A 12,730-nucleotide genomic window follows, 5' to 3' on the forward strand; every position below is an offset into this window, starting at 1 on the left:
CGAAACAGTGTCAATCGTCAGTGAATCGGCCCGCGCCTGCGCTGATCGGGTTATCCACCCTGGGGCGAATGGCCTCAATCCGTGCTCTTTCGACGCATTCGGAGTAGTGGCGCCGGGCGCAGTCCGGCGAGACGAACCGGGTCGATCACCCTTCGAGCAGTATTGCTTCGGACGCGATCGCACCGTAACTTCTGCACCGATCAGTCGCCCTTCCCGGTTGTGGCGGTCAGCCCCCTTGTCGACGAACGCGCCGGGCACCCCTTCGTCGGTTTCATTGCCGCGTCCGAAAGAATGGATTCCAGCACGATGACGGATCTCGCGTCGCCGGTGAACGCCGCCCGGAGCAGGAGCACCGGGTTGCTCGAAGTCGTCGTCGAACGGTGGGCGACCGAGCGCCCTACCGCCACGGCGTGCTCCGCACCGGACGGCGTGCTCGACTTCGCCGGTCTGGCCGAGCGGACGACGGCGATCGCCGGGGCGCTGGCGGCGGCCGGCGCGGGGCCCGGCACCACGGTCGCGCTGACCACCGGACGGACCCGGCTCGCCGTGGCGAGCCTGTTCGCCGTGTGGCGCCTCGGCGCGACGGCGGTGCCGCTCGACGAGCGCCACCCGGCCGCCCGGATCGCCGAGGTGCTCGACGACGCCCGTGCGTCCCTGATCCTCGGGCAGCGGCCGCCCGGCGCGCCGGCCGACCTGCCCGTACTCGACCCGGAGAGCGCCCGCGGCGGGCCGTTCGCCGCGGCCGAGGGCGAGATCGCCTACCTCATCCACACCTCGGGCAGCGCGGGGCGGCCGAAGGGTGTCGAAGTCACCTACTCGGGTTTGGCCACGGCGCTCGACGCCATGAGCACCATCCACCTCGGACCGGGTGGGCTGGGGATCAACCCGCTGTCGCCGGCGTTCGACGGCTGGCTCTGGTGCGTGCTGCTGCACCTGCTCAACGGGATCGGCACCGCGATCCTCGACCTCGCCGACGACGGCGAGCACGTCGACCTCGCCGGCCGGATCGCCGCGGTCGCGCCGCGCACGGCCAGCCTCACTCCCTCACTGCTCGCCTCCTGCGCCGACGCGCTCGCCGGTGCCGAGGTGGTGGTGGTCGCCGGGGAACGCTGCCCCCGCGGGCTGCTCGAGGTGCTGCTGGCCCGGCACCGGGTGCTGAACGTCTACGGTCCGACCGAGGCCACGATCGCCGCGACCTGCGCCGACAGCGCCCGCGGCGACGACGTCACGACGATCGGGCGCCCGCTGCCCGGCTACCTGGTTCGGGTGCTCGACGATGACCTGCAGCCGGTGCCGCCGGGTGTCAGCGGCGAGTTGTGCCTCGGCGGGACCGCGCTCGCCCGGGGCTACCGCGGCGACCCGGCGCTCACCGCGCGCCGCTTCGTCACCATCGACGGGGAGCGGCTGTTTCGCACCGGTGACCAGGTGTGCGCCCGTCCGGACGGACAGCTCGAGTTCCTCGGCCGGCTCGACACGCAGGTCAAGGTGCGCGGGTTCCGGATCGAACTCGGCGAACTCGAGCGGGTCGTGGAGCAGCTGCCGGCCGTGATCGCGGCCACGGCGTTCGTGCGGACCGCGGGCGGCACCCTCGGTGTCGCCGCGGTGCTCGCCGACGGGCACGACCCGGTCGCCGGCGCCCTGCTCGTGCGCGAGCACTGCCGGACGTTCCTGCCCGATCACCTGCTGCCGTCCACTGTGGACTTCGTGCCCGCGCTGCCCCACAACGACCGCGGCAAGGTCGACCGGGAAGCGCTCGCGGTGGCCGCCGACGCGGCCCGGCCCGCCGGCCGCCCGCCGGCCACCGCCCGCGAACACGAGGTCTGCGCCGTCTTCGCCGAGGTGCTGGACCAGCCGGTGGCCGACGTGGCCGCCGACTTCTTCGAGCTCGGCGGCCACTCGCTGCTCGCCGCCCGGATGGTCGCGGTGCTGCGCAAGCGGACCGGGTTGCGGGCGTCGATCCCGCTGCTGCTGGGCAACCCCAACCCGGCCGCACTGGCCGCGGAGCTGGACCGGCTCGCGGAGGTGTCCGCTTGAGCGCCTGGGTGGTGCCGTGGCACCCGTCGCCCGCCGGCCGCCCGACCCTGGTCTGCGCCCCGCCCGGTGGCGCCGGCTGCAGCCGGTTCCGCGGCTGGCAGGCCCGGCTCGGGCTCGCCGTCTCGGTGGTCGGCGTGCAGCTGCCCGGGCGGGAGAACCGGTTCGCCGAGGACCATCCGGCGACCTTCGCCGACGCCGTCGACGCCGTCGCCGCGGACCTGGCCGAGCTCCGGGCGGGCGCGCCGCTCGTCATCGTCGGCGAGAGCTTCGGCGGCCTGCTCGCCTACGAGCTCGCGCGGGCGGTGCGCCCGGACGCGCTGGTGCTCGCCGCGACCGAACCCCCGGGCAACCGGACGGCCGCCGAACACCTGGTCATCGACGAGCGGATCCTGCGCGACCTGTTCGTCTCAGGGCCGCCCGAGCTGCGCGACCTGGACGAGGACAGCCAGGAGTTCCTGCTCGACGTGCTGCGCCGGGACGACAAGCTCGCCGACACCCACGTCATCGCCGAACAGTTCCGGGTGGACTGCCCCATCCACGCCTGGTCCGGCGACCTGGACGAGGTGGTGCCCGGGCACCTGCTCGACGGCTGGGCCCGCTACAGCACCGCCGGCACCAGCCGGCGGTCCTTCGCCGGAAGCCACACGTTCCTGACCGACCTCGCCGACGAGACCGTGCCCGCACTGGGGAGCCTGCTGTGCTGATGGACCTGACCGACGACCTGAGCTTCGCCGGCACCGAGTTCTGGGCGCACTTCGCGTGGCTGCGCGAAAACGATCCGGTGAGCCGGCACCCCGACTCCCGTGGCGGGTTCTGGGTGGTCAGCCGGTACGCCGACGTGCTGTCGGTCTACCGCGACGCGGCCGGGTTCAGCTCCCGGCACGGGATGCGGCTGGGCACCAACGCGACCGCGGTGGACGCCGTGACCGGGCAGATGCTGATCGTTTCCGACCAGCCGGACCACGCGCAGCTGAAGACGGTGCTCGCCAAGGCGTTCTCGCCCGCCGCGATCCCGCACGCGGAGGACCTGGTGCGGACCGTGGTGCGCGGCCTGCTCGACGAGGCCCTCGCCGCGGGTGAGGTGGACGTGGTGGAGACCGCGCGCCGGCTGCCGACTCGCGTGGTGTGTGCGCTGATGGGCGTGCCGGAGCAGGAGCGGGACTGGCTCGGCGGCACGATGAACGCCGCCTTCGAGGGCGAGGACGAGCAGAGCAGGCTCGCCGCGCACGCGGAGATCTTCCTGTACTTCTCGGAACTGGTGCTGGACCGCCGGGAGAACCCGGGCGACGACTTCGTCAGCCGCATCGCCACCGACCGGCGGTCCACCGCGGACGGGACGAAGCGGCCACTGACCGACACCGAGATCGTGGTCAACTGCAACGGTGTCCTCGCGGGCGGCAACGAGACCACTCGCTACTCCGCGGCCGGCGCCGTGCTCGCGCTGGTCGAGCACCCGGACCAGTGGGCCGCCCTGCGCGCCGACCGAGCGCTGCTGCCGGGCGCGGTCGAGGAGGTCCTGCGCTGGACCACCCCCGGTGTGCACGTGCTTCGCACCGCAACCGCACCCACCACGATCGGCGGCGTCGACATCCCCGCCGGCGACCGGGTGACCCTGTGGAACGTATCGGCCAACCGCGACGACGCCGAGTTCGGCGACGCCGGACGCTTCCGGGTGGACCGCACACCCAACCGCCACCTCGCCTTCGGCGGCGGCCGCCACCAGTGCCTGGGGGCGCGCCTGGCCCGGCTGGAACTGACCGTGTTCCTCGAGGAACTGCTGGACCGGGTGGCGACGGTGGAGGTCACGGGCGAGCCCCGCTACACGGCGTCGAACTTCACCTGGGGCGTACGCGAACTGCCCGTGCGCTTGCGTGGCGCCTGACCGACGGGCGCTGATCATGTTCCCGGGCACGCTCAGGGCCCGGCCGGGCGCAGGGGCACCCACGAGCCGCCGATGCGCAGGTCCGCGCGAGCGGCGTCGGCGAACACCGCGATCGCCTGGTCCAGCCGTCCCTGGCCGGCCTCCTCGTCCGCGCGGAACTTCTCGTCGACCCGGCCACCGAAACCCGGCCGGCTTCCCGCGTGGATCTGCCGTTCTTCTGCGACAGGGAACTCAACGCCGCCCTCGAGCGGGCGCTCGCCGCGGTGCACGACCGCGTCGAGACGATCCGGCAGACTCGTTCACCGTCGCTTCTCCTGTAACTGGGCCGGAACTCGGCCGCAGAAGTGAAACGCGGACACCGAAGTCACGTCTCCCCCTCAGCGGGTTAATTCGAGCCGCGCAGCCGAGGGCAACCCGAAGCCGCGGTCGCCGTCCACGGCCACGTCGATGAGCGGGTCGCCGATTTCACCGCGAACTCCGGCGTGCTCCGAGCCCGGTAACCGGGGAGCCGGGCGACGCCGCCGCACAACTCGGCCGCGACCAGCTCCGGCACGTCCCGCGCCCGGTCGACCGCGGCCGTGACGATCCCGAGGACGCCCAGGTCGAGCCGTTAACGGCTGCCGAGGCCGGGCAGGCAGCGGACGATCGTGGCGGCCTTGGCCTCCCGGTTACCGGGAGCCCGGACCAGGGCGGCGTACGCCCCGAGCAAAACTTTGTTGACGAACACCCGGCCCGCGGACGCGTGCAGTTCCGGGTCACCGGAAAGTGTCACGCCACTGGACCGCGAACCGAACAGCTCGTGAACTTCACGCTGTGTGATTACGTCCCTTCGTCGGTGTCACCGCACGGCCGGGCTCACCTACGCTGGCGCAGCCCTGCCGAGGTCCTCTGGAGGCTCCCGTGATGGCCGACCCGCACGAATTCACCCGACGCAGCTTCCTCGGCGGTGTCGCCGCCGCCGGCGCGCTCGGCGCCCTCCCGCCCGGGATGGCCGAGGCCCTCGCCGAACCCCGCGTGTCCGGCAGCCTGTCGGACGTCGAGCACGTCGTCGTCCTCATGCAGGAGAACCGTTCCTTCGACCACTACTACGGCACGATGAAGGGGGTCCGCGGCTTCGGCGACCGCTCGGCGATCGTGCAGCCGAACGGCCAGGACGTCTTCCACCAGCCCGACTCCGGGCGCAGCGACGGCAAGTACCTGCTGCCGTTCCGGGTGGACACGACCGAAGTGGACGGCCAGGACCTCGGCGACCTCGGGCACGGCTGGTCCGACCAGCACCAGGCCATCGCCGGCGGCGCGAACAACGCGTGGGTCGCCGCCAAGGGCGAGCTGACCATGGGCCACTTCGACTCCGGCGACATCCCGTTCCACCGGGCACTGGCCGACGCGTTCACCCTGTGCGACCACTACTTCTGCTCGGTGCAGGGCCCCACGACACCGAACCGGCTCTACCTCTTCACCGGCACGATCGACGCCGACGGCAAGGCGGGCGGCCCGGCGAACTACAACCCCGCCGACTACAGGCCCGTCTTCAGCTGGACGACCTACCCGGAACGCCTGCAGCAGAACGGCGTTTCGTGGAAGGTCTACGCCAACAAGGAAGTCGGCGACGCGAGCGGCTCCTTCGTCGGCGACTACGGCGACAACCCGCTGTGGCTGTTCAAGGCCTACCACCAGGACTACGCGAGTGAACTGTCCAAACGCGCCAGTGTGTTCAAGACGTGGGGCCCGGATTCCGGGCAGGGCAGGAACGTCGACCACGTCCTGGCCGAGTTCAAGGCCGACTGCGCGAGCGGCTCGCTCCCCCGCGTCTCGTGGGTCGTCGCACCCTACGGCTACTGCGAGCACCCCGAAGCCCGCCCGGTCGACGGCGCCGCGTACACCCAAACCGTGCTGAACGCCTTGTGGAACAACCCGAAGCTCTGGGAGTCCACGGTCGTCCTCATCAACTACGACGAGAACGACGGCTTCTTCGACCACGTCGCTCCGCCGATCGCACCGAGCGGCACCGCCGGCGAGTACATCGGCGGCAAGCCGATCGGGCTCGGTGCGCGCGTGCCGATGACGGTGGTCTCGCCGTGGAGCCGCGGTGGCTGGGTCAGCTCCGAGGTCACCGACCACACCTCGGTCATCCGGTTCCTCGAACGCTGGACCGGCGTGGCCGAGCCGAACATCAGCGCGTGGCGGCGGGCGCTCTGCGGCGACCTCATGACGTGCTTCGACTTCGGCGCCCGGAACCTGCAGATCCCGCTGCTGCCGGACACCGCGGCTCTGCGCAAGCAGGCCGACGACACCCAGAAGAAGCTGCCGAAGCCGACGCCGCCGGCGACCGGGAAGCAGCAGACCCCCGTGCAGGAAGCCGGCACCCGCCCGGCCCGCGCGCTCCCCTACCGGCCGCTGGTCACGACGTCACTGAGCGCCGACCGCAAGGTCCTCACGACGACGTTCGCCAACCAGGGCACCGCGGCCGTGCAGCTGATGGCCTACCGCAACGACGGCCAGACCGACGGCCCGTGGCCCTACGACGTCGCCCCGGGAGCACAGGTGAGCGACACCTGGCGGGTCCAGCTCTACGGCGGCGGCAAGTACGGCGTCGCGGTGCACGGACCCAACCGGTTCCGCTGGCTCCTGGCCGGGAACGCGAACAGCGCGGGCGCAGGCGCCGACGTCCTGGCGAGCTACACGACCGACAACAAGCTGCGGCTGACCATGCGCAACAGCGGGACGACGGCCGTGCGCGTCACGGTCACCGCGAACCACTACCGCACCGACGGCCCGTGGACGTACGCGCTGGCCGCCGGCCAGACCGTGACCGACGACTGGAACCCGGTCGCGTACGGCAACGGCTGGTACGACCTGTCCGCCACGCTCGACGCCGATCCGGCGTTCCTCCGCCGCTTCAGCGGGCACGTCGAAACGGGCGCTCCGAGCGTCACCGGCTGATGAGGCAGGAGGCTTGGTGCTGAGCGAGCTCGCCGTCGTCCAGCGCGTCCAACCGGGGCGGAAGGCCGCCGTCAGCTTCCGGGTCTGCCCGTGCTTCGGTCACCTGATCAGTTCCGCGTCCACTTCTGGTTGCTCCCGCCGGTGCAGGTGGCCAGGTCGATCACCGTGCCGTTACCCGTGCCACTGCCGACGGCTTCCAGGCAGAGGCCGGACTGGGTGCCGGTGATCGTGCCGTCGGACCTGAGCGTCCACTTCTGGTTGGCGCCGCCCGTGCAGGTCCAGATGATCGCCTTGGTGCCGGGCGTCGTGCCCTGGCCGCTGGCGTCGAGGCAGGAGCTGCCGTAGACGCGCAGCTCACCGGCGGCGGTCGAGGTCCACTGCTGGTTGGCGCCCCCGTTGCAGTCCCACAGCTCCACCTGGGTGCCCGACGTTTGCGAAGCATTGGGCACGTCCAGGCAGCGGCCCGAACCGGCGCCGACGAGCGTCGACGTCGTGCCGCCGTTGCCGCCGCTGCCCGGGGTGATGGACAGGTTGTCGAACTGCGCCGTCTCGCCCTGGCTCGTGGCGTAGCCGACCTGGCCGGCTCCCCAGGTCGAGTCGTTCGCGGAGCCGACGGTCGCACCGTCGACGACGGCGGTGATGGTGCTGCCGGAGAAGGTGAGCGCGAGGGTGTGCCACCGGTTGGTGCCCAGCGCCGCGACCGTGCCGTGCGCCAGGGTGGCGACGTTGCCGCCGGTGTTCGAGTTCAGGATCGACCAGTTCCCGGTGTCGCTCACGCGCAGGTGGTAGGCGTTGAGCCCGGCCGCTCCGGTGTAGCTCTGGCTGCCGGCACGTCCGATCACCTCGGCATACCCGGACTTCTCGAGCATGACGTCGGAGGAAACGGTGTAGTTGCTCCACCCGAGCTCGCCGAGCAGGGTGTGCGGATCGGTCAGCGGGTCCCAGGTGATCGGCGCCTGCGCGCTCATCTGGCGCACGCACCGGCCCGCACGGCCGCCGCCGCAGGCCGCCACCTCGAAGGCACCCTGCCAGTCCATCAGGTACTTCGCCTCGGTGCCGATCGCGTTGCCGTCGAAGGAGTCGCTGTAGGGCAGGCTCAGTGCAGCCGGTGCCGGACCGGCCGCCGTGCCCTTGCCCTGCCCGGTCGTCGTGGTGAGGGTGTAGACGTACCCGGGTTGCACGGTCAGGCTGTAGCTGCCGCCGGACGGCGTGAGGTCGGTGGTGTGCACGAAGTAGTCGGCCGCGTTGCCGGAGTTGACGTTGGTGGCCCACACGTGCACGGCGCCCGTCGACAGGCCACCGGTCGCGGTGAAGGCCAGTGTCTGCGGCCCGCTTGCGTCCACCGTCTCGATGACCGTGCTGTAGTCGGTGTTGTCCGGCGACTTCAGCGCGACGTAGCTGCCGTTGTTCCGGTTGCCGCCGAGGTAGCCGCTGGAGGCGTCGAGGTACTTCCAGCCGGGCGCGGTGAACTGGCTCGTCTGGGCCATCACCCAGGCGTTCTTGCCGATCGCGTAGTGGCCGGACCACGGCTGCGCGGCCAGCGCGACACCCATGGTCGGGTACGGCAGGTTCGGGGTGATCGCGGCGATCACCGGCCAGTTGAGGTAGGCGGTCATCTTCCCGTCGATGTACCCGCGGTTGAGGCCGCGGGCCATGGCCTGCGCGCCGCCGTTGTAGTCGTCGGAGCCGTTTTCGCTGGCCCACAAGGGCTTGCCGGATGAGAGGGCGGCCGAAGGCACCCCGCAGTTCGCCTGGGACGAACGGTAGCCGCACGGGTAGTGCGCGCCGATGATGCCGATCGCCGAAGCGAAAGCGGGGTTGGAGTCGACGTCGTTGGCGATCGACCAGTCGGAGTCGGCGCCCACGATCTTCACCGCCGAGTAGCCGGCGGAGTTCAGCGTGGAGCGCAGGTTCTCGTACCAGCCGACGTTGTAGCCGCGCTCGTTCCAGCCGCCGAGGTAGTCGATGGCCAGGTTGTGCTGCTTGGCGCAGCCCAGCCACGTGGTCAGGTAGCCGAGCGTGTCGGTGGACCAGAAGTTGCCGCCGCCGATCCAGCCGGGCGCGCCCCAGGCCAGCCCGTAGAGCTTGATGTCCGGGTTGCGGGCCTTCGCCTGTTCCGCGAGCCAGAACTCGTAGCCGACGTCGCAGTTGACGGCTCCCCGCGTGTGCTCGACGCTCGGCTCCGCGCCGGAGGTGGAGTTGGTGTCGCCGCCGATCTCGATCTTGAGGATCTGCACCGAAGCGCCGTAACCGGGCTTGAAGAGGTAGTCCAGGATCTGGCCGCGCTCGGGCTCCGGGTAGTCGATCAGCAGGCGGGAGTTGCCGCCACCGCCGCTGATCGCCCCCACGCCGTCGAACGTGCGCCCGCCGGACGAGCCGTTGATCGTGATCGAAGTCGCGGCTTCGGCCGGTGCGGCCGTGACGGCCACGGCACCACCCGCGGTCAGGGCGAGGCAGCCGACCATGACCGCCGACGCCCGCCAGCGCCTGAACCTTGACATGACGAGTTCCTTTCCCAGCCGAGCGCGTGGTGGTTGTGCAGCTAGCCGAGCGTCCATTGCTGGTTGCTGCGGCCGTTGCAGGTCCACAGTTCGACGAGAGCGCCGTTGGCGGTGGACGCTGCGGTGACGTCCAGGCAGAGCCCGGACTGCACACCGGTGATCGTTCCGTCGGCGCGGACGGTCCACTGCTGGTTGGCCTGGCCGGTGCACGGCCAGATGATCACCTTGGTCCCGGGGCTCGTGCCCTGGCCGCTGGCGTCGAGGCAGTCGCCGCCGCTGTACACGCTGAGCGCGCCCGAGGAGGTGAGGGTGAAGCTCTGGTTCGACCCGCCGGAGCAGTCCCGGATCTGCAGCTGCGTGCCGGCCGTGGTGGTCGAGTTCGGCACGTCCAGGCACTTGCCCGCGCCCACCGCGTGCACCGGTCCGGTCCCACCGCCGCCGGGAGGTGCGCCACCCAGCGCCGTCGCGGTGGCGTTGTAAGCGGGCTTCGGCTGGTAGTTGTTGTCGTACATGCTCGCGGCGCCGTAACCGGGGAAGGTCCCGGGGATCCAGGAATCGGCGTCGCCGACGCCCCACTGCGAAACGCCGGGGCAGCGGGTGACGGCCAGGCAGTCCTTCACCACGGTCGCGTAGTCGGCCGCCTGCTGCTGGAGGTTGCCGCCGGAAGCCGGTAGCGGGACGCGGTCGTCGAGCTCGGTGACCGCGACGTCCAGCCCCAGCGCCGCGAAACGCTGCATGTTCGCGAGCATGGACGGGGGGACCTGGCCGACGATGAAGTGGCTTTCCAGGCCGATACCGCCGAGTGGCACGCCTTGGGCCAACATGGACTGCGCGAGACTGTAGAGCGCGTTGCTCTTGGCGTTCTCGCCTTCGATGTTGTAGTCGTTGATGTACAGCACGGCGTTCGGGTCCGCGGTGTGCGCGGTGCGGATCGCGTCGGCGAGGTAGCCGGTGCCCATGGCCGCGGTGAAGGCGTCCTGGCGCAGGCTGCCGTCTTCGTTGAAGGGTTCGTTGATCACGTCCCAGGCGTAGATCTTGCCCTTGTAGTGGTTCACCTCGGTGGTGATGTGGGCCTCCATCGCGCCCTGCACCTGGTTGCGCGGCAGGCCGCTCACCCACCCCGGCAGCTGGGCGTGCCAGACCAGGTTGTGCCCGCGCACGCGCATGTTGTGCGCCTGCGCGAAGGAGACGATCCGGTCGCCGGGGCCGAAGTTGTACGAACCGTTGGCCGGCTCGGTGGTGTCCCACTTCATCTCGTTGCCGGGCGTCACCATGTCGAACTGGGCGCCGGCGAGCGAAGTGATCGTCGCGTTGTTCACCATGTTGCCGGTCAGCTCGGTGCCGATGTACTTGTGCTGGGCCTCGGCCAGCGAACGCAGGGTCGACGCCGCGTCCGCGGGCGGTGCCGTGACCGAGGCGAAGACCGGAGCGACGGCGAGCCCCAGCGCGGCGGCGAGCGCGGCGCGCCGGAAGCGGGGTGATCGACGCGGCTGGCGGGTGAAGGGGCGCATGCGACCTCCGATGGCGTCTTCGACATCTTCGAGCGGCGCAGTCCGGAACACGGCGACTGCCGGGGCGGGGTACCGGCGGCACCCTCGAACCGATTCGTACGATACCGGAAATCCCCGCACGGCCAAGCGTGCGTGAAAGTTACCCGGGCGAGCTTCCGATAAGGGACAAATCTGTTTGCGCGCAACGATGATCATGTCCCGACGCACGACCTGCCGCCACGCGGCCCGGTCAGTCGAATCGGTTCGATTACCCCGCGCCCGAACCGGCCCTGTCCGCGCCGTCGATCGCCACGAGCCTCAAGGGGACTTCCTGTCCGTCCGGCTCCGCCACCACCCGAGCGCAGCCGGCTGAGCCGTCGCATTTCCCTATTGGGTGAAGTGGCCGACGGGTGGTTTATCTCCCCGAGGCAACCCTGCTACGCTGATTCCAGCGGCACTGCGGGCGAATTCCGGTAAACGCAATAAACCATTCCCTTTCGGCGTGCCATGGTGACCTCTCCGCGAATGCTGGAAGGAAACGCGCATGAACGGCTCTTCCGTCGGACCTCCGCTCGCGGGCGTGCCCTACATGGACCTCTTCCAGACGCAGATCGAGGGCATCGCGCGTCACATCCGCGACACCCAGATCCCCGGGATCCGCGAGGCGATGAAGGTCGCCTACGAATGCCGGGCCGCCGGCGGCCGGCTCTTCTCGCACGTCCTGGTGGGGCACTTCGCCATGTTCGCGGCCAGCCCCGGCGTGCCCGGGCAGCCCTCGGTGCTGCCGCAGCGCGCCGACCGGAACATCTCCGCGGACTACAACCGGATGAAACCGGGTGACTTCCTGCTCACCAACGGCGCTTCGCTCATCAACCCCGACAAGGGGACCATCCCGGACGTCGGCCCGGACGAAGCTCGCGCCCGCGGCACGTACACCGTCGGCATCACCTGCAGTTACGCCCGTTTCTACAAGACGCCCGTCGGGGCTTTCGCGCCGGTCAAGATGCTCACCTCACTGGAGCAGATCTGCGACCGCGTGCTCGACAGCGGCTGCACCTGGAGCTGCGGCGTGATTTCGACGCCGGCGATCCCCCAGTTCAAGATCATTTCTTCCAGTGGCCTCTCGCAGTTCCTGGTCTACTGGGCCTGCACGGCCGCGTTGTGCCGGCAGATCGGCACCGAAGGCGCCGACGACGGGGCCGGCGCGGCCGCCGAATACCTCGACCGGGCCCTGGAAAGCTTCGCGCTGATCCGCGAACACGAGTTCGAGCTGATCGACCGCGTGGCGCGGGCGTGGACCGACCGCGTCCTGCTCTTCGCCGGGGCCGCGACGCACCCGCGCATCCTCGTGTACGGGCACCCGCAGGTCGGAAAGCCCTACGAGGGCACGCAGAACATGTTCGTCAACGAGGCCTACGAGACGGCCGCGGGCAGCATGATCATGCAGCCCTACGACCTGTACAAGACCCAGCTCCAGCCCAGCGACATCGTGCTGATCGGCGCGATCAGCCCGGCCGACAGCGACGAAATCCAAGTCGCCCGGTACGCCCAGCAGATCGGCGCGATGGTCGTCGCCTTCGGTCCCTTCGCCGAGCGGGAAGGAGCCGGCACCCTCCGCGACTACGTGGATGCCGCCATCGACACGCACAGCGGCGACGGCGCGGGCGTCCTCGACATCCCGGGCTTCGCCGAGCCGGTCTGCCCGATCAGCGGGCTGTCCGGGAACCTCGTGCTCTGGCTGCTGACCGCGCAGTGGACCTACCACATGGTCCAGCGCGGCCAGACACCCAACTTCTGGCAGAACTACTGGGAAGTCGGGGCGCACGAGTACGACGACCGCGCCCAGGCCGACTTCCTCGAGCGCGGCTACTGAACCCACA

The 12,730-nt window shown here is 70.6% G+C and carries 9 protein-coding genes; 5 read left to right on the plus strand and 4 right to left on the minus strand.

Annotated elements, in window-relative coordinates; all coding sequences use genetic code 11:
* The first annotated feature begins 306 nt into the window (after positions 1-306).
* From ACLJPY_RS02275 to ACLJPY_RS02285, 3 genes are read left to right on the plus strand one after another with little or no spacing between them, the layout of a single operon-like run.
* Positions 307-2,034, plus strand: a complete 1,728-nt coding sequence (locus tag ACLJPY_RS02275; protein ID WP_410586284.1) for a non-ribosomal peptide synthetase — start codon at positions 307-309, stop codon at positions 2,032-2,034.
* Entirely contained in the window at positions 2,031-2,738 is a 708-nt protein-coding gene (locus ACLJPY_RS02280; protein WP_410586285.1) for a thioesterase II family protein, read from the plus strand. The genes ACLJPY_RS02275 and ACLJPY_RS02280 overlap by 4 nt, the downstream gene beginning before the upstream one ends.
* Positions 2,738-3,916 (plus strand): cytochrome P450, encoded by a 1,179-nt coding sequence (locus ACLJPY_RS02285; protein WP_410586443.1) that lies wholly within the window; start codon positions 2,738-2,740, stop codon positions 3,914-3,916. The genes ACLJPY_RS02280 and ACLJPY_RS02285 overlap by 1 nt, the downstream gene beginning before the upstream one ends.
* A gap of 32 nt (positions 3,917-3,948) precedes the next feature.
* On the opposite strand, the gene ACLJPY_RS02290 is transcribed toward ACLJPY_RS02285, so the two are convergent.
* On the minus strand, positions 3,949-4,185 hold the full coding sequence (locus ACLJPY_RS02290; protein WP_410586286.1) for a hypothetical protein: 237 nt from the start codon (positions 4,183-4,185) through the stop codon (positions 3,949-3,951).
* Positions 4,186-4,526: 341 nt separating this feature from the next.
* Complete coding sequence (locus ACLJPY_RS02295) at positions 4,527-4,688, minus strand: hypothetical protein (RefSeq protein WP_410586287.1); 162 nt, start codon at positions 4,686-4,688, stop codon at positions 4,527-4,529.
* Positions 4,689-4,819: 131 nt separating this feature from the next.
* Here ACLJPY_RS02295 and ACLJPY_RS02300 point away from each other — a divergent pair, with 131 nt between their 5' ends.
* Positions 4,820-6,859 carry a phosphocholine-specific phospholipase C gene (locus ACLJPY_RS02300; RefSeq protein ID WP_410586288.1) on the plus strand — a complete coding sequence of 680 codons (2,040 nt, stop codon included), beginning with the start codon at positions 4,820-4,822 and terminating at the stop codon, positions 6,857-6,859.
* A 107-nt stretch (positions 6,860-6,966) separates the two neighbouring features.
* On the opposite strand, the gene ACLJPY_RS02305 is transcribed toward ACLJPY_RS02300, so the two are convergent.
* Both ACLJPY_RS02305 and ACLJPY_RS02310 read right to left on the minus strand, forming a co-directional pair.
* Positions 6,967-9,360: a ricin-type beta-trefoil lectin domain protein gene (locus ACLJPY_RS02305; protein WP_410586289.1), complete on the minus strand. Its 2,394-nt coding sequence runs from the start codon at positions 9,358-9,360 to the stop codon at positions 6,967-6,969.
* Between the two features lie 41 nt (positions 9,361-9,401).
* The gene (locus tag ACLJPY_RS02310) at positions 9,402-10,871 is read right to left on the minus strand and encodes an endo-1,4-beta-xylanase (protein WP_410586290.1); all 1,470 of its coding nucleotides are present in this window, start codon (positions 10,869-10,871) and stop codon (positions 9,402-9,404) included.
* A gap of 523 nt (positions 10,872-11,394) precedes the next feature.
* On the opposite strand from ACLJPY_RS02310, the gene ACLJPY_RS02315 reads away from it, so the two are divergent.
* Entirely contained in the window at positions 11,395-12,723 is a 1,329-nt protein-coding gene (locus ACLJPY_RS02315; RefSeq protein ID WP_410586291.1) for a hypothetical protein, read from the plus strand.
* The last annotated feature ends 7 nt before the right edge of the window (positions 12,724-12,730 follow it).

The sequence above is a fragment of the Amycolatopsis sp. lyj-23 genome, assembly GCF_046549135.1.
Classification (GTDB): Bacteria; Actinomycetota; Actinomycetes; order Mycobacteriales; family Pseudonocardiaceae; genus Amycolatopsis.

Bases quoted from the DNA above. Each gene is read 5' to 3' on its own strand.
- ACLJPY_RS02275 (WP_410586284.1), top strand. From the start codon at position 307: ATGACGGATCTCGCGTCGCCGGTGAACGCCGCCCGGAGCAGGAGCACC.
- ACLJPY_RS02285 (WP_410586443.1), top strand. From the start codon at position 2,738: ATGGACCTGACCGACGACCTGAGCTTCGCCGGCACCGAGTTCTGGGCG.
- ACLJPY_RS02300 (WP_410586288.1), top strand. From the start codon at position 4,820: ATGGCCGACCCGCACGAATTCACCCGACGCAGCTTCCTCGGCGGTGTC.
- ACLJPY_RS02305 (WP_410586289.1), bottom strand. From the start codon at position 9,360: ATGTCAAGGTTCAGGCGCTGGCGGGCGTCGGCGGTCATGGTCGGCTGC.
- ACLJPY_RS02310 (WP_410586290.1), bottom strand. From the start codon at position 10,871: ATGCGCCCCTTCACCCGCCAGCCGCGTCGATCACCCCGCTTCCGGCGC.
- ACLJPY_RS02315 (WP_410586291.1), top strand. From the start codon at position 11,395: ATGAACGGCTCTTCCGTCGGACCTCCGCTCGCGGGCGTGCCCTACATG.